This is a genomic window from Aphanothece stagnina RSMan2012 (assembly GCF_046764815.1).
Taxonomy (GTDB): domain Bacteria; phylum Cyanobacteriota; class Cyanobacteriia; order PCC-6307; family Cyanobiaceae; genus NIES-981.
In genome coordinates this window covers 26,654-42,685 of record NZ_JBKOUC010000017.1, presented here as the reverse complement: position 1 = coordinate 42,685, position 16,032 = coordinate 26,654, and the positions used below count along the sequence as shown (strand labels likewise).

15 protein-coding genes are annotated in these 16,032 nt (G+C 63.1%); 14 read left to right on the top strand and 1 reads right to left on the bottom strand.

Annotated elements, in window-relative coordinates:
• Positions 1 to 3: 3 nt before the first annotated feature.
• Together ACLNEE_RS12020 and ACLNEE_RS12015 are read left to right on the top strand one after the other, a co-directional pair.
• A complete protein-coding gene (locus ACLNEE_RS12020; protein WP_259739100.1) occupies positions 4 to 294 on the top strand; it encodes a hypothetical protein in 291 nt (96 codons plus the stop codon).
• Positions 291 to 719 (top strand): type II toxin-antitoxin system VapC family toxin, encoded by a 429-nt coding sequence (locus ACLNEE_RS12015; protein ID WP_411422857.1) that lies wholly within the window; start codon positions 291 to 293, stop codon positions 717 to 719. Before ACLNEE_RS12020 ends, ACLNEE_RS12015 begins: the two co-directional genes overlap by 4 nt.
• 163 nt (positions 720 to 882) lie before the next feature.
• Here ACLNEE_RS12015 and ACLNEE_RS12010 read toward each other — a convergent pair whose 3' ends face one another.
• Positions 883 to 1,161, bottom strand: a complete 279-nt coding sequence (locus ACLNEE_RS12010; RefSeq protein WP_412007172.1) for a hypothetical protein — start codon at positions 1,159 to 1,161, stop codon at positions 883 to 885.
• Between the two features lie 179 nt (positions 1,162 to 1,340).
• On the opposite strand from ACLNEE_RS12010, the gene ACLNEE_RS12005 reads away from it, so the two are divergent.
• From ACLNEE_RS12005 to ACLNEE_RS11950, 12 genes are all read left to right on the top strand, one after another.
• Positions 1,341 to 1,541, top strand: coding sequence for a hypothetical protein (locus tag ACLNEE_RS12005; RefSeq protein ID WP_412007171.1), 201 nt, complete (start codon positions 1,341 to 1,343; stop codon positions 1,539 to 1,541).
• 7 nt (positions 1,542 to 1,548) lie between these two features.
• Positions 1,549 to 1,800, top strand: coding sequence for a DUF1651 domain-containing protein (locus tag ACLNEE_RS12000; RefSeq protein ID WP_411422854.1), 252 nt, complete (start codon positions 1,549 to 1,551; stop codon positions 1,798 to 1,800).
• A 686-nt stretch (positions 1,801 to 2,486) separates the two neighbouring features.
• Positions 2,487 to 2,684: a hypothetical protein gene (locus ACLNEE_RS11995; RefSeq protein ID WP_412007170.1), complete on the top strand. Its 198-nt coding sequence runs from the start codon at positions 2,487 to 2,489 to the stop codon at positions 2,682 to 2,684.
• Positions 2,681 to 3,085, top strand: a complete 405-nt coding sequence (locus ACLNEE_RS11990) for a PIN domain-containing protein (protein ID WP_411422852.1) — start codon at positions 2,681 to 2,683, stop codon at positions 3,083 to 3,085. The genes ACLNEE_RS11995 and ACLNEE_RS11990 overlap by 4 nt, the downstream gene beginning before the upstream one ends.
• 121 nt (positions 3,086 to 3,206) lie before the next feature.
• Positions 3,207 to 3,872 (top strand): hypothetical protein, encoded by a 666-nt coding sequence (locus ACLNEE_RS11985; RefSeq protein WP_412007169.1) that lies wholly within the window; start codon positions 3,207 to 3,209, stop codon positions 3,870 to 3,872.
• Between the two features lie 385 nt (positions 3,873 to 4,257).
• On the top strand, positions 4,258 to 4,857 hold the full coding sequence (locus ACLNEE_RS11980) for a hypothetical protein (protein WP_411422850.1): 600 nt from the start codon (positions 4,258 to 4,260) through the stop codon (positions 4,855 to 4,857).
• 334 nt (positions 4,858 to 5,191) lie between these two features.
• A complete protein-coding gene (locus tag ACLNEE_RS11975; RefSeq protein WP_412007168.1) occupies positions 5,192 to 5,854 on the top strand; it encodes a hypothetical protein in 663 nt (220 codons plus the stop codon).
• Positions 5,851 to 6,591: a hypothetical protein gene (locus ACLNEE_RS11970; protein ID WP_411422848.1), complete on the top strand. Its 741-nt coding sequence runs from the start codon at positions 5,851 to 5,853 to the stop codon at positions 6,589 to 6,591. The genes ACLNEE_RS11975 and ACLNEE_RS11970 overlap by 4 nt, the downstream gene beginning before the upstream one ends.
• 46 nt (positions 6,592 to 6,637) lie before the next feature.
• Positions 6,638 to 7,573 carry a PDDEXK family nuclease gene (locus tag ACLNEE_RS11965; protein ID WP_411422847.1) on the top strand — a complete coding sequence of 312 codons (936 nt, stop codon included), beginning with the start codon at positions 6,638 to 6,640 and terminating at the stop codon, positions 7,571 to 7,573.
• Positions 7,570 to 10,491 (top strand): DEAD/DEAH box helicase, encoded by a 2,922-nt coding sequence (locus ACLNEE_RS11960; RefSeq protein ID WP_411422846.1) that lies wholly within the window; start codon positions 7,570 to 7,572, stop codon positions 10,489 to 10,491. The genes ACLNEE_RS11965 and ACLNEE_RS11960 overlap by 4 nt, the downstream gene beginning before the upstream one ends.
• 3 nt (positions 10,492 to 10,494) lie before the next feature.
• Positions 10,495 to 15,381: an Eco57I restriction-modification methylase domain-containing protein gene (locus ACLNEE_RS11955; protein ID WP_411422845.1), complete on the top strand. Its 4,887-nt coding sequence runs from the start codon at positions 10,495 to 10,497 to the stop codon at positions 15,379 to 15,381.
• On the top strand, positions 15,378 to 15,944 hold the full coding sequence (locus ACLNEE_RS11950) for a DUF262 domain-containing protein (RefSeq protein WP_411422844.1): 567 nt from the start codon (positions 15,378 to 15,380) through the stop codon (positions 15,942 to 15,944). The genes ACLNEE_RS11955 and ACLNEE_RS11950 overlap by 4 nt, the downstream gene beginning before the upstream one ends.
• The last annotated feature ends 88 nt before the right edge of the window (positions 15,945 to 16,032 follow it).

Here is a 16,032-nt window from a genome sequence, read left to right as displayed (position 1 = left end):
GCGATGCGGACGATCTCCGTACGCCTGGATGACGGCAGCGAAGCCAGGCTTGAGTGCCTGTGCCAGACCCTTGGTCTCAGCCAGACCGAGGTCGTGAAGGCCGGTCTTGAGCTGCTGCAGCGGCAATCCACCAGCCCTGCGGCCCTGGCTGAGCGCCTTGGTCTGATCGGCAGCTTCTCCAGCGGCCCCCCAGGCAGCGCCAGCACCAGCCGGGGACGGGACCATTCGGCCCAACTCCGCCAGAAGCTGGGCCGGCAACACGTGCAGCAACGACTGAGCGAGCCGAAAGGGTGAACAGCCCCGGCTTTCGTGGTGCCACCCTCCTCGATACCGGCCCTCTTGTCGCCTGGTTCGATCGCAGTGACCAGGACCACGAGGCCTGTGCTGCTTTTTTCCTGGAGCACAGCGGTGCTTTCGTGTCCACCTGGCCGGTTCTCACCGAGGTCTGTCATCTGATTCCGGCGGATGTGGCACCGCGCTTTCTCGGGTGGGTCTCACTTGGTGGCCTGAGCGTGGCGGAGCTGAGTGGATCCGCCCTGGAGTTGATGGCCAGCTGGATGCGGCAGTACGGCGATCTGCCGATGGATCTGGCCGATGCCTCGCTGCTCTGGTTGGCCCATGAGCATGGGCTGCGTCGCATTGCGACGCTGGATCGACGCGATTTCGGCGTCTATCGACTGCCCGGCGGTGATGGGCTCGAAAACCTGCTGGAGACGTGAAAAGGGTTGTTCCTCCTTGCTTCCGCCAGCCGCGTTCGTCAACGGCTGCAACCGAACAGGGGCAGTGGCGATCGCGCCATGTAGGCGGCTGAGTGTCGTGCGTGCTGGGCCAAGAACCCCGCCAGCACGAGGCTCAAAGCCCTGGCGTCGAGCCCCGTGGGCCTCAGCGAAACCAGAGCGAGCACTCGCCGCCAAAGAAGTGCTGCAGCTGCCGGCCGCGCAGCTTGGCGATCGGTGCGGGCACCAGGCGGCAGGGGCGCACCGCCTGGCCGGTGGCATCGAGGAACCAGATGCGGGCCAGGGCGCCGGGGTGATCGGCCGGCTCGAGGAACTCGACGCCGATGCAGGCGATGGCGGTCATGGAGGGCGCGCGACGGACACCCGCGCCGCGCCCCGCCAGGGGCATCCTGGCCGTGGTGTCGAGCCGCCCTCCAGCCGCCACGGGCGCAGGACGTCGCGCCCGCGCTGGCCAACTCGAAAGCACTCCTGCTAGTACGGGCGTACTTCTCGCCTGTTGGTCTCGTGTCTGCTCCCCCTGCTCGCTTTCGCGGTTCCCGTCGAGACACGGACCCCACCGGGGAAGAAGCGACTGTCGAGGAGTGGCCCTGTCTCGATGAACAGGTGCTGGTCACCACCCGCAGCCGCAAGGTCTGCATGACCTGCCACTGGTTCAGGCACCACGCTGGGGTGAACTGCATCCCGGTGCTCACCTGCCAACTGCACCAGGGCCTGCTGGCTCAGGGAGAGCACCTCACTCACCGCTGCCAGGGTTGGACCGATGACATGACGCGCCAACGGGGCTGGGCGCCGGAGGTGGGATGAGCAGGGCATGGCCACCAGCAAACGACCTCCGCTTTCGCCCCAGGAGGGCTGGCTCAGCGACGGCCGCCAGGTGCTGCACTTCCGGCCGGTCCGCTACGACCGCTGGAGTCAGAGGCTCGAGGTCGTGAGTGGTGAGCTGTTACCCGGAGAGCTCATCCCGCTGCTCAAGCACCGCCGGGAGTACAGCCGAGAGGAGGCCATCAGGCTCTGGGGTGAGAAACGCAAGGCCGGCTGGGCAGCCTGCGGCCCCCAGTGGTGAGCAAGGCCTTCCTGGTCGAGCTTGCTGCCTTGGAGCCGTGATCGGCTTGCCGTACTGACAAGGCGGGCCAGCGGATCTATTTGTGAATCAGAGGCTTCGACCCGGACGGTGTAGATCCACAACCCGGCAACCGGCCCTAGCCCTTGGCTTCTGCGAAGCAGTAGGGCGCTCGACTCGGGGCGCCCTTTCTATTGGGGCCATCTCCAGCACGCGAAGACACAACAAAGCCCGGCGACGAGGCCACCGGGCTTTGATCATGGTTTGTTGGGCGGAGCTGCTGACGCTGGCACCTGGGGCCAGGGTTCCAGTGGGGCTTCCCGTTGGGTCCGGGGCACCTAGGGCGGTGCGATGGACGGCGACGCTTCACGAAAAGGTGTCACACGCCAGGGAAGCCAGTGATCCGTTGAGAGTGTTGGAGCAGGGGCCGGATCGTCAGCGCACTCCTGGCGGCTGCTCAGGTGGGGTGTCGTCCATGCTCTGGAGCCTCCCGGTTGTTGATGTCGTCACGATCGGACGACCAGGCGGCGAGGGCAATAGGGCTTTATGCCTGAGCGGGAGGAGGCGGCGCTGCAGTGGTGGAGCTGGAGCACCTCGGCAGGATCGACCAGACACGCCCTGCTGTTCTTAGAGTCAGATTCTCTGAGGTGAAAACCATGAAAGTCACCGTTGAGCTTTCTGAAACAGAGATGGCTGAAATCCTGGATCTCACGGGCGAGCGCAAGAAGGGGCCCGCGATCCGCCGCCTGATGGAGGAGGCGTTGCAGCGGCGGCGGCGTGCCCAGATCGCCCAGCGCTTCCTCAGCGGTGAGTGGGGCGTGGAGCTGGAGAACTTCGAGGCCGACCAGGAGCGTGAGCGCCAGCGTGATCAGGAGACCGCCTCGTGACGCTGCTGCTCGACACCAGCCTCTGGATCGACTTCACCCGCGCCCGCAGCCCGGCCCCGCTCAAGCAGTTCATCGCCCCCTACGTGCTGGATCCCGCAGCCCATCTGGCCGAACCGGTGCTCTTTGAGGTGCTCCGCTCTGCCCGGCCGGAGGAGGCTCGCCTGCTGGAGGCCCAGTTCGCCACCCTGCCCTGCCTGCCCACACCACAGGATCTATGGCAGCGCGCGATCGCCCTGGGCCAGGCCTGCCGCCAGGCTGGCCGCACCGTGCTCAGCCTTGATCTCCTGGTGGCTGCCGTGGCGATGCATCACGACGCCATTCTGGTGAGCTTCGGCGCCGACTTCGAAGCCATCGCCTCAGTGAGCGCCCTGCGACTGCAGCGCTTGAATCGCCCCGGCTGATCCCATGCCTTCCACCCCGTAGGGCGTAGAAGAAAACATCCGGAACGGCCAGCCAAAGCCTGGCCTTGAATGGCTGCAGACCCCCCAGTTCTCAGCTGCGGCCGCCCCGCCTGTGAGCACGATGCCCCCCAACAACCAGACCGACGCCTGCATCAGCACAGAGGGCGAGGCCTTGGTGTTCTGGGCGCCAGGTCAGGAGCCTCGGCGGCACAGCAGCCGGGTGCAGATCATCGATGTGTTCTCCCTGCAGGTGGCCACGGGTTACAGCCGCGATCCGCAGGGCCGCCTGCTGCTGGAGGCGCAGACCTCAGTGGCCGCAGGCCGCAGCTGGACGCTGGCCAAGGCCGCTCAGCTGATCCGCAACGACGCTCGCCCCCACCGCTGGGTGGCCCTGCAGATGGACAAGCGCGCCTGGGGCCTGTTCTGGGCCGGCGGCGGACTGCAGCGCTGCCGTGAGCTCCTTGCTGGCCGGTTCAGTGACGCCGAGGCCAGTTCCGCACTCGTGCCGGCCACCCCGGAAGTCCTGCTGCGCCTCATGCTGGATCTGGAGCCCCAGCAGCACGGGGTCCCCAGCAGCTCGTGGCGGCCGGCACCGGCACCACCGGGAATGCCTCCAAGGGCCGCAGTTGGCCCCAACCCCTGGCAGCTTGTGGGCTGGACTTCACTGGCCTGGCTGATCGTGCTGGGAATCACCGTTGCCGGCTTCCTTGCCGTGCTGGAGCGCCAGGATCGCAAGCTGGAACTGCTGCTGCAGCGCACCGCTCCTGCGGAGTCCATCCGCCCTTGATGCGCAGGGCCGTCCTCCCCTGTCTGGTGAGTCTTGGGGCCTTGCTGGCGTGGCCGGCTATGGGGCAAATGCGCACCGCCAAGGCCACCGACACATACGGCCGCAATGTGGCTGAGCTCTGGGCCACGGCCGGGAAGGTTGGCCAGATCCCGTTTTGCGGGGAGGTTGTCCGCGCCTAACCCCGCTACCTATCGAGTTGACAGGTGCTCTGTAGGGCACTGGGACTGATGCACGAATGAGGGGCCTACCGGCACTCACTGCCCCAAGCCAACGGGCCCAGCGGCTTTCATACGGCATGCATAACAGTTTGTGAAGCCCCCAGGGCTTTCATACGGCTTATGAACGCAGGGTGTATGGTTATGAACGTCGTACCGAAGCCTCATCCGTGGCCAAGCGATTCACGATCTCTCTCCCAGATGAGTTCGCAGCGCGAATTGAGCCGATGCTCTCCAAAATCTCACTGTCAGCAGTCATGCAGAAAGCCTTGGAAATTGAATTCTTTCGCTTCACCCAGTCCAGCGAGGATATGATCTTTGCAAAATCACTTCAAGAAGCAACAAGGAACTTCTGGAAAGAGGAAAGGGCCCATTTGGCTTATGCGGCCGAAGTCTTGGTGGACAACTTCCTGCAGGCAGCAGTCCAGGATCATGACTATCGGCTGTTTAAGTTATATGCCTATAGCAAGCGAATGGAAAGGAAAGATCTTCCCAAGGAGGTTAAAGAAGCGGCTGGCGATCAATATGGCGAAGTCGCGGCCGACATTCTTTGCGATTTTCAGAAAATGATCTTTAAGTCGCTCTCTGAGGACAAGCCCATCGTTTCCCCTGAGCGTTTGGCTCAGTTTTGCGAGGACGGACAGGCACCTGATTTTGACGCGTGCTTCGAATGGCTTAGTGAGAATCACCCAGAGATGTGGCCCTTCGTTGATGAAGCTATTGAGAAGAAGCTTGATAAGTACGACGTTCCTAAATGGATACTGGCCTAGCTCTGCGTAGGGGCTGTGCACGAACTGATCTATTTCAGCTGCTTGAGATTCCGCATCTCAGCCAGTCAGAGACAGCACCCCAGGGTGTATTCAAAAGTATTAGGTTCTTAGACATGAAAACTGACCCTCGCATCATTCGCATCGCCTTGGAGTTGGGCTTCCACCCTTGGCGCCGAGCCCGGCACGGCTGGCTCTGGAGGCATCGAAAAGCGGGAGTAGTCGCTTGCCTGATGCGCAAGGAGAACACCGGTAGTGGAAGGGGGCTTCAAAACCAAATCAGAAACCTTCATCGTGCCGCCAGCACAAGAACTACGTGACCAACTCACTCTGAATGATGAACCACACCGAAATCGAACAACGCATCGAAGAGGCATGCCGTAACTATGGCTTCGACAAAAGCTGGCGCCTCTGGTACCACCCACGCGCATGGGCCGAAGAACGTCGCCCCTTGGTCCTGGGGATTCACCCTGCTGCTGGTGGCAACTGGCGTTTTCATGGCCGCTACAGCCAGGAACGCGGCAGTGCCTTTCTGGTCGAAGACTGGGGAGCGCACTCAAAGGTTCAAGGTCCCATACCCGAGTACTTGCGCATCGCGAGGCTGAGCCTCAACGGTGTGACCTATGCCAACTGGGCGCCGTTCCGCGCCAGTGGCGAGAAGGAGCTTCGTCAGCACCGCTGGAGCGATCTACAGAAGTGGTGCCGAGAACTATGGCGCGAGCTACTCCCTCAGCTGAAGCCGCGCTTGATCCTCTGCGTCGGCGCCATCCCCCGCGAAGGAATGAGGGAGTTGCTGGGCAGCCCCGATATGAGCGGCGGCGAGGACGTCCAAGGCATCAAGGGAGCACACTGCTCCTTTCGCATCGACCGCTACGAGAGGAAGAGACTGAGCGTGGTGTCCGTGCCGCCTCCAAGCCAATGGATTGATCCCTTGAACGATCCGCATGTCACTCCCGTGTTGGAGCGCTACCTGGGCGCGATTGCAGGGGTGGTGGCATGAACGGGCATCCTTCTGAGCAGCTCTGGGCCACGCAGCACCGCCGCCACGACTATCCAGTCGGGATGCTGCCAGTGCCGGAGCCAATCCCTGGCCTGGCATTTTTCCCTGGTGGCTTCGGGCTGGTTGGGGCGCAAGCCGGGTCGCCGCTGCCGCCTTTCCCCTTCGGCGGAATCATGGTCCTAGGCCAGGACTTTCACACTGCGGACTTCTATGCGGACTGCCTGCAACGCGGCGCTGAGCCTGTGAACATGCCAACCTGGCGCGTGCTGCTGGCGCTTTTCGACCAAGCCGGCATCGACCCCAGCTGGGCCTTTTGCACCAACTTCTACATGGGGCTCCGCCATCGCGACCGCGCTACCGGACCCTGCCCTGGCCGCCGCGACATCGATTACGTCGACTGGTGCGCCGGCTTCTTCCTGAAGCAGTTGGACGCTCAGCGGCCACGCGTGGTGTTGGTTCTCGGTAAGGAGACGTTGCCCCACTTGGCACGGCTATCACCAGAGCTGCGCGACCTGCTTGATTGCACCACCTTTCAATCCATCGCCAGTTCGATAGGGGGGCCAGTTCGGCGTGGTGTCACATTCGATGGGCTGGCTGCGTTCGGTACCAACTTGGTGGTTCTTACGCACCCAAGCCTCCGCCCGGTCAACATCCGGCGGAGGTCTTACCAGGGGCTCTTGGGACACGAAGCAGAGCTGCGGATGCTTGCGGATTTGCCCAGCTGGCGTACGTGGTGAGAAATCACACCTAGCCTCCTTTCATGCGTCTGCCAGCTGGATCGCAATGACGCAGATCCCAAGCCTGGGTCTGCTGGAGGCCGTGGATCTCAGGCAGGCATGGGCCCATGAGGCCCTGAGCTTCACCCCCTGGCTGGCGGAGAACTTGAGCCGCCTATCGGCCGCCCTGGGGATCCCGCTGGAGCTGGAGGGCCAGGAGGTGAGCGTGGGCTCCTTCTCCGCGGACCTGCTGGCCCGCAACCCCCTGGACGGCTCATTGGTGCTGATCGAGAACCAGCTAGAGCAGACTGACCACAACCACCTGGGCCAGATCCTCACCTACCTGGCGGGCCTGGAGGCCCAGGTCATTGTCTGGATCGCCAGCGACTTCCGCGATCCCCACCTCTCAGCCATCCATTGGCTGAACGATCACACCATCGATCCGTTCGCGTTCTTCGCGGTGCAGGTCAAGGCGGTGCGGATCGGTGATTCACCGGTTGCTCCCCTGTTCGAAGTGGTGGCCAAGCCCAACGGCTGGGACCGGCAGCTCCAGCAGCAGGTGGCCTCCAAGACGGGGGAGCTCTCAAGCCTCGGCCAGTTCCGCCTGGCCTTCTGGAGCAAGCTGCTGGAGCTCCACCCCGAACAGGCCCAGTGGGGTTCCGCGAATGCGGCCAGCTCCCGTTGGCATCCGCTCAAGAACAGCAGCCTGGTGGTGGTGACCTACATCTCGGTGGACTGCTGCGGCATCTTCGTGCGCGGCAGGCGTGGGCAATCCCTGGAGGAGTCCAGGGACTTGCTGTTGGAGCATCAGCAGGAGCTCGAGCAGCGCTTGGCCGTACCGATCAGCGACGGCGAGGGCTACGGACTTTCGCAATCCCTGGAGGCCGATGCCCGTGACCCCTCCACCTGGCCCAAGCTGGCGGCCTGGCTTGTCGAGCACCTGCAGGCCTATCTCGAGGCGCTGGAAGCCACCGTGGTCGATACCGAAAGGAGACAGCGATGAGCGCCGCCGTTCTCGCCCCAGGGGCCCGGATCGAATGCCGCAGCGCCGAATGGCTGGTGCGCAGCTTGGGCCGCAGCTCCGATGGCCAGCAGGTGGTGGATGTGGTGGGGGTGTCGGCCTTCCTGGGGGAGAAGGAGGCCCGCTTCATCGTGGAGGTGGAGCAGGCGGCCGGCAGCTTCAAGGTGCTGCAGCCGGAAGCCACTGAGCTGGTGGCGGATCCCTCGCCCCAGTACCGCGACAGCCTCCTGTTCCTCGAGGCCCATCTGCGCCGCACGGTGCCCACGGATGGCTCCCTGGTGGTGGGCCATCTGGCGGCGATGGACGTGATGGACTTTCAGCTGCAGCCGGCCGCCAAAGCTCTGGCGATGCCGCGCCAGCGGCTGCTGATCGCCGATGCGGTGGGCCTGGGCAAGACCCTGGAGTGCGGCATCCTCTGCAGCGAGTTGATCCGCCGGGGGCGGGGCAAGCGGATCCTGGTGGTCACCACCAAGAGCATGCTGGTGCAGTTCCAGAAGGAGTTCTGGACCCGCTTCTCGATCCCGCTGGTGCGGTTGGATTCCGAGGCCATTCAGAAGGTGCGCGCCAAGGTTTCCAGCAGCCAGAACGTCTTTCACTACTACGACAAAACCATCGTTTCGATCGACACCCTCAAGAACGATCGGGAGTATCGCTGCTATCTGGAAAATGCAAGCTGGGACATCATCGTGATCGATGAGTGCCAGAACGTGGCCGAACGGGCGAAGGGTGCCCAGAAGAGCCAGCGGGCACGCCTCGCTAACCGCCTGGCCACCCGATCCGACACGCTGATCCTGCTCTCGGCCACCCCCCACGACGGCAAGGCTGAAAGCTTCGCCAGCTTGATGAACATGCTCGATGCGACGGCGATCGCCAACCCGAGCCACTACACCAAGGAGGACATCAAGGATCTCTACGTACGGCGCTTCCGCAAGGATGTGATCGCCGACCTGCGCAAGACCGTCAAGGAGCGGGAGAGCAGGGATGTGGAGTGCCAGGCCAGTGAGAGAGAAGAGCGGGTGTTTGCCCTGCTGGCTGATCTCAAGCTCCCCGACACCGATGCCAAAGCCAAGGCGGGCCAGCTCTTCCGCACCACCCTGGCCAAGAGCATGCTCTCCAGCCCGATGGCGGCGCTGGAAACCGTGCGCAACCGCCTCAAAAGGCTGCGGGCTGGAGCAACACCAGCCCCGGCCGACATCGCCGCCCTGGAGCGCCTGGAACCCCTGTTGGAAGCAATCGGCGCCGAAGACTTCTCCAAGTACCAGCGCCTGCTACAGCTGATCCGTTCTGACTGGAACTGGACGGGCAAGGACCCGAAGGACCGGCTCGTGATCTTCACCGGTCGACGCGAAAGCCAGCGCTTCCTGGTGGAACACCTGGCCCTGGATCTGAACCTGCCGAAAGGCGCCGTGGTGCCGCTGGATGGCGCCATGCCCGACGTGGAGCAGACGAAGGTGGTGGAGCAGTTCGCCCAGGAGAAGGAGGCGTTGCGCATCCTGGTGGCTACCGAAGTGGCCTCGGAAGGCCTGAACCTGCACTACCTGAGTCATCGGCTCGTGCACTTCGACATTCCCTGGTCGCTGATGACGCTGCAGCAGCGCAATGGCCGCATCGATCGCTATGGCCAGCCGCAGCAACCCCAGATCCGCTACCTGCTCACGGCCTCCCGCAGCGAGGGCATGGGCGACACCGAGAAAATCCTGCGGGTGCTGATCAGGAAAGACGCGCAGGCCCAGCAGAACATCGGCGATCCCTCGGTGTTCCTGCGGGTGTTCGATCCGGCAGCGGAAGAAACCGAGATCGAGAAGGCGGTGGAAGCCGGCGACGCCTCCGGGCTGGAGGCGCGGATGGAGGCCAATGCGGCTCCCTATCTGGAGGCTTCCGCCGGTGATGGCCTGTTCGATGAGCTGTTTGGCGGCAGTGAGGGGGGGGACACCTCCGCTGGTGATGTCATGGCCGATGAGCCGGCCCCTGGGGTCCAGCGGAGTCAGGCCTTCAGCCTGTTTCCAAACCTCTGGAGCTATGTGGAGCGCTCGCTGGAGGCGGTGAGCGAGCAGATGGAGCGTCGGGGCGAGAAGCTCGACCTCAAGCCCTACCCGGCAGAAGAGCGCCTTGAGCTCAGCCCCCCGAAGGATCTGCAGCGCCGCTACGACCGCTACCCCCGCGAGCTGCAGCCTCCCCGCGGCCAGCGCCTGGCGCTCAGCACCGATCCGGAGGCGCTGCAGCGCGCCCTGGAGCAGGCACGCCGGCAGGACAGCGCCCGGCCGGAACTGGAATACCTCTGGGATCTGCACCCACTGGTCGACTGGCTGGGCGACCGCGGCCTGATCGCCTTTGCCCGCCACCAGGCGCCGGTGCTGCAACTAAGCGAAGAGCTCGATCCGGGGGAGGTGGTGATGGTGCTGCAGGGCACGATCCCCAACCAGCGCGGTGTGCCGGTGGTGCAGGAGTGGGTGGCGGTGCGCTTTACAGGCAGCGGCCTACGGGTGGCGGCGGTGGAGCCATTTGCAGCGGTGGCCGAGCGTCTGCAGCTGGGTCGCCACAGCTACGCCAACCCAGGAGCACCCATCGCCGACTCCCTCAAGCAGCAACGCAAGGTGGCCGTGGATGCGGCTCACCAGTACCTGCTGGAGTGCCGCGAGCGCTGGAAAGAGCGCATGCAGCCGGAGCTGGAGAGTCAACGGGAGCGCCTGCGGCGCTTGCGGGGCCGGCAGATCGAGCAGCTGGAGCTGGCCTACGCCGCCGACCAGCGCCCCCGGCAGATCAAGGACAAGAAGCGCACCGCTGATCAGAAGGCCATCGAGGAGCGCTTCAAGGATCACGAGCGCTTCGTGGAGGAAGTGATGACGATCGAGCCGGCGCCTTACCTGAAGCTGGTGGCCGTGCTGCACCGGGAGGCCTGAGCCATGGCGCTACCCGGCATCTGCAACGCCAACGAGTTCTATTCGGCTCACTATCTGGAGAGCGTGCTCACGGGCGACATCAAGAAGGTGCGAGAGCGCTGGGCGGAGGAGGCCAAAGCCGAGCGGGAGGCTGACCCCACGGCGGAGATCAGCACCCCCGAGCAGCGCTTCAAGGCCTTGCGTAAGCCCTGGCAGAAGCTGCGGGAAGCGGAAGAGGGGATCACGCGTGACCCCGCCGAGCGGCTGCGGCTGCAGCGGGAGCTGTTCTTCCAGCCGCTGCTGGAGGTCCTCGGCTATCCCTGGGCCCCCAAAGCCGAGCCGGTGTTGGTCGGCGGCGAGGCTTACCAGGTGCCGTTGCTGGCGGAAGTGAGCAACGCCAAGGGCGAACCCTGGCTGTGGGTGGTGGAGTGCTTCAACCCCAGTGATGAGCCCTCCGATCCACTGGAGCTCACGATCGCGGCCACATGGGCATGCCAGATCGCCGATCCCTCTCTGGGCAAGGTTCTAGAGGGCGAAACCTGGGAGGAGCTGATCAGCGAGCGGGTATTCGGCCAGGAAATCCCGCCCCGCTGGGTGCTGGCGGTGAGCCGCGACCAGCTGCTGCTGATCGATCGGCAGAAGTGGGCGGCCTCACGGCTGTTGCGCTTCGAGCTGGGCACGTTGTTGGGAGACAACAACCCCGATGCTCTGCTGGCCGCGGCCACGCTGCTGCACCGGGAGCACACCTGCCCAAGCGGGGGCGGCACACCACTGCTCGATGAACTGGATGAGAACAGCCACAAGCACGCCTATGAGGTGAGCGGCGATCTGAAGTACGCCCTGCGCAGATCGATCGAGCTGCTCGGCAACGAGGCGATCCACTGGCGTCGCAGCCGCAATGAGGGCGTGTTCAAGGGCAAGACCGAGGCCGACCAGCTCACGCTCGAATGCCTGCGGTACATGTACCGGCTGCTGTTCCTCTTCTACATCGAGAGCCGGCCCGATCTGGGCTATGCGCCGATGGGCAGCGACGTGTATCGCCTCGGCTACAGCCTCGAGAGCCTGCGGGACATGGACTCTGCCGAGCTGGGCAGTGAGGAAGACAAGGAGAGCACCTACATCAGCGATTCGCTGAATCGGCTGTTCCAGATGATCTGGGAGGGCTACCCCAAACGCGACGACGAAACGGCCCAACTGCCGCTGGCGGATGCCGACGATCCCTTCCACGACAGCTTCCGGCTGACGCCGCTGAAGGCCCATCTGTTCGACCCAGTGCGCGTGCCCACCTTGAGCCGGGTGCGCTTCCGCAACGTGGTGCTGCGGGAGGTGATCGAGCTGATGTCGCTTACCAGGGAGGGCAAGGGCAAGCGGCGCGGCCGGGTGAGCTACTCGCAGCTGGGCATCAACCAGCTAGGTGCGGTGTATGAGGCCCTGCTCAGCTTCCGGGGGTTCTTCGCGGAAGAAGACCTCTACGAGGTTCAGCCCGCCCCGAAAAAGGGCAAAGCCGCCGCCAGCGAGGACGAAGGCGAGTTCGGTGATGACGACGAGGGGGACGACGACACCACCAAGGCCAGCGGCCAGGCGCACGACGAGCTGGAGGTTGGCCACTTCGTGACAGCCGAGCAGCTCAAGGCCTACAAGGCCGAAGAGATCGTGCCCGATCCGAGCACCGGCAAACCGAGGTGCTACCCCAAGGGCAGCTTCATCTACCGCCTGGCCGGGCGCGACCGGGAGAAGAGCGCCAGCTACTACACGCCCGAATCGCTCACCCAGTGCCTGGTGAAGTACGCCCTCAAGGAGCTGCTGCCGGGCAAAACGGCGGCCGACATCCTGCAGCTGAAGGTGTGCGAGCCCGCCATGGGCTCGGCAGCGTTCCTGAACGAGGTGGTGAACCAGCTGGCCCAGGCCTACCTGGAGCGACGCCAACAGGAAACCGGCAAGAGCATCCCCCACGAGCAGTTCGCCACCGAGCTGCAGAAGGTGAAGATGCGCCTGGCCGATCAGAACGTGTTCGGCGTTGACCTCAACCCGGTGGCGGTGGAGCTGGCCGAGGTGAGCCTCTGGCTCAACAGCATCTTCACGCCAGAGAAGGGCCGGGCGTTTGTGCCCTGGTTCAGCCAGCAGCTGGTGTGCGGCAACTCCCTGATCGGCGCCCGGCGCCAGATCTACAGGCTGAGTCAGCTGCCCACCAGCACAGCCCGGAGCGCCAAACCCCGCAAGCTCTGGCACGAACACGCCCCAGAAGAGCTGGCCTGGGATACGGAGCTGCCGAAAGACGCCATCTTCCACTTCCTGCTGCCGGATCCGGGCATGGCGGCCTACAGCGACAAGGTGATCAAGGAGCTGGAGCCTGAGGCGATCCAGCGCTGCACGCGCTGGAACAAGGCGTTTGTGGGGGAACCCTTCACGGAAGCCCAGATCGCCCACCTGCTCCGGCTGAGCCAACTGGTGGACGCGCTCTGGAAAGACTGGGCCGAGCAGCAAACGCAACTGCGCCAGCGCACCACTGATCCACTTCCGGTGTGGGAAGACCCCACGGGAATCACGGAAGGCGATTGGACGCCGCTGAAGCTCAAAGACCGCATCCAGGAGCAGGAAGTGCTGGGCAGGGATGTGGCCAACACCAATGCCCGATTGCGCCTGAAGTGGGCGATGGATTACTGGTGTGCCCTGTGGTTCTGGCCGATCCGCCAGGCCGGCTCATTACCCAGCCGTGATACCTGGCTGCTCGAGCTGAGCATGATCCTGGGCGATCTTGAGCAGGGGGTGGCTCCCGAACTCGGCCAGGGGAGCCTGTTTGCCGACACCCAACCCAAGCAACTGGCGGTGGACTTTTCCGATCGCCACGGCTTCGTGGATGTCGAGAGGCTCAAGGCTGAGTTTGCGCGGCTGCGCCAGGTAGAAGCGGTAGCTCACCGCATCCGGCCGCTGCACTGGGATCTGGAGTTCGCCGATCTGCTGAAAGGTGGCGGGTTCGATCTGATCGTGGGCAATCCGCCATGGCTGAAGGTGGAGTGGGAGGAAAAGGGCGTGATCGGCGACGCCGACCCGATGGTGCTGATCCGCAAGGTGAGCGCGAGTGAGCTGGCGAAGCGCCGGGTGGATGCGTTTGACCAGCATCCAGAGCTGCGGGCGGCCTATTTGGAGGAGTTTGAGGGGCAGAACGGCAGCCAGGCATTTCTGAACGCGGTGGCGATCTATCCACTGCTGAAGGGGAGTCAGACGAATCTGTTTAAGTGCTTCTTGCCTCAAGCGTGGCGGGTGGCTTCAGGTCAGGGGGTGCAGGGATTTCTGCATCCTGAGGGCGTGTATGACGACCCGAAGGGCGGAGCATTGCGCGAAGTGCTCTACGGGCGTCTTCGCAATCACTTCCAGTTTCAGAATCAGCTGATGCTTTTCCCGATTGGTCACCGGGTGAAATACAGTCTCAACATTTACGGACCATGCCGACAGGCTAGCTTTATTCATTTAGCTAATCTCTTTCACGTGAAAAGCGTCGATGCCTGCTTTGTCCACGACGGCAATGGAGCGATCGGCGGCATTAAAACCGAAGACAATAAATGGGATATGAGTGGACATCGCCAGCGCCTGATCCCTGTCGGCGAGCAAAGCCTCGCTCTTTTCGCCCAGCTTTATGACGAACCCGGAACGCCCTCCTTGCAAGCTCGGTTGCCGGCTCTTCATTCTCAACAACTCTATAGTGTGCTCGAAAAGCTCTCGTCGGCCCCGAATAGAATTCTAGACATCAGGAATGAGGTATTTGCTACGCAGATGTGGGACGAGACGAATTCGGTGAAGGTCGACGGGATAATTCGACGCGACACCAGCTTTCCTCCCAGCATCGACGAATTAATCCTGTCAGGACCGCACTTTTATGTGGCGAACCCGTTATACAAGACCCCACGCAGAGTCTGCACAGAAAAGGGACATTACGACCGCATTGACGCTCTCCATGCCCCTGACGACTATTCCCCTAGGACAAACTACAGGCCTGCAATTGACAAAGCACAATATTCCGCGCGAATCCCGAAGGTGTCGTGGAGTGCAAAGCCTCCTGCGACAGACTTCTACCGAGTCGTAAGCCGCAAGATGCTGAGTCAATCTGGAGAAAGAACTCTGATCTCGGCGATCTATCCACCAGATCTATCCCATATTAACGGTTGCTATTCTCACGCATTCAGGAACTCTAAAACGGCAGCATCGGTTGCTTCTCTTTTCTCGTCGATTGTGCTCGACTTTTTTGTTAAGACGACTGGCAAAGCGAATTTTCGGGATGACACAGCCGATCAGCTTCCTTTTACTCATTTGCCCCCATCTGCGGTTGCGCGAATAATTGCGCTGAATTGCCTCACCACTCACTACGCCGATCTCTGGAGCGAGTGCTGGGGCGACTCCTTCCAACAGCAACGCTGGGCCAAAGACGATCCCCGCCTCCCCAACAGCTTCTTCAGCAAACTAACCCCCGCCTGGCAGCGCGATTGCGCCCTACGTACCGACTATTCCCGCCGCCAGGCCCTGGTGGAGATCGATGTGCTGGTGGCCCAGGCCCTCGGCCTCACGCTCGATGAACTGATCACTATCTACCGCGTCCAGTTCCCGGTGATGCAGCAATACGAACGCGACACCTGGTACGACCGCACCGGGCGCATCGTGTTTACCGCCAGCAAGGGGCTCACCGGCGTTGGCTTCCCGCGCAAGGGGACAGGACGTGGCGCCAACAAGACCACCGGATGGGAGGACATCCAGGACATGACATCTGGCACGGTCAGCCGCACGATCGTTGATGACACGCTGCCTGGCGGGCCGATCGAGCGCACGATCACGTACGAAGCCCCCTTTGATCGCTGTGATCGGGTGGAGGACTACAAAACCGCCTGGGCCTTCTTTGAAAAGGAGGGCGAGCCAGCATGACCATCTACGAAGACACCAACTCCAAGCCCCTGCTCGATCTGCTGGATCGCATCCACACCGGCGACATGGTGTTGCCCGACTTCCAGCGCGATTTCGTCTGGGAGCCCAGTGCCACCCAGGCCTTGATCGTTTCGATCGCCAACAACTACCCCGCCGGCAGCATTCTGCGCGTACGCGACCGCCAGCGGGCCTTTTCCAGTCGTGAATTTGAGGGTGCTCCTGCTCCCATCAACGAACACACCTTTCTGGTGCTCGATGGTCAGCAGCGACTCACCTCCCTCTACCAAGCCTTTTACGGGGTCGGCGACCACCGCTACTACCTCGATATCCGCATGCTGATTGATGGTGCCGACTTCGAGGACGCCATCGACTACCTGCGCCACAGCAAAAGTGCCGTGACACGGCGAGCGGCCTTCGAGCGGCAGGCAGAGCAATTGCTACTTCCGCTCTCGGTGCTCCACAAGGGCAGCACAGGCTTCTCCAAGTGGGCCTCCCAGGTGGCCCGCACGCGCCAGGGGGCAGAGCGCGATCAACTGGAAGATCAACTCCATGAATTAGAATAGCAGTGGATCAACCGCATTGATCAATACGTCTTCCCTGTTGTCACCCTCTCGGCAGACACCGAACCCGCTGCGCTCTGCACCATCTTTG

Bases quoted from the DNA above. Each gene is read 5' to 3' on its own strand.
- ACLNEE_RS12020 (WP_259739100.1), top strand. From the start codon at position 4: ATGCGGACGATCTCCGTACGCCTGGATGACGGCAGCGAAGCCAGGCTT.
- ACLNEE_RS12000 (WP_411422854.1), top strand. From the start codon at position 1,549: ATGGCCACCAGCAAACGACCTCCGCTTTCGCCCCAGGAGGGCTGGCTC.
- ACLNEE_RS11995 (WP_412007170.1), top strand. From the start codon at position 2,487: ATGGCTGAAATCCTGGATCTCACGGGCGAGCGCAAGAAGGGGCCCGCG.
- ACLNEE_RS11985 (WP_412007169.1), top strand. From the start codon at position 3,207: ATGCCCCCCAACAACCAGACCGACGCCTGCATCAGCACAGAGGGCGAG.
- ACLNEE_RS11975 (WP_412007168.1), top strand. From the start codon at position 5,192: ATGAACCACACCGAAATCGAACAACGCATCGAAGAGGCATGCCGTAAC.
- ACLNEE_RS11970 (WP_411422848.1), top strand. From the start codon at position 5,851: ATGAACGGGCATCCTTCTGAGCAGCTCTGGGCCACGCAGCACCGCCGC.
- ACLNEE_RS11965 (WP_411422847.1), top strand. From the start codon at position 6,638: ATGACGCAGATCCCAAGCCTGGGTCTGCTGGAGGCCGTGGATCTCAGG.
- ACLNEE_RS11960 (WP_411422846.1), top strand. From the start codon at position 7,570: ATGAGCGCCGCCGTTCTCGCCCCAGGGGCCCGGATCGAATGCCGCAGC.
- ACLNEE_RS11955 (WP_411422845.1), top strand. From the start codon at position 10,495: ATGGCGCTACCCGGCATCTGCAACGCCAACGAGTTCTATTCGGCTCAC.
- ACLNEE_RS11950 (WP_411422844.1), top strand. From the start codon at position 15,378: ATGACCATCTACGAAGACACCAACTCCAAGCCCCTGCTCGATCTGCTG.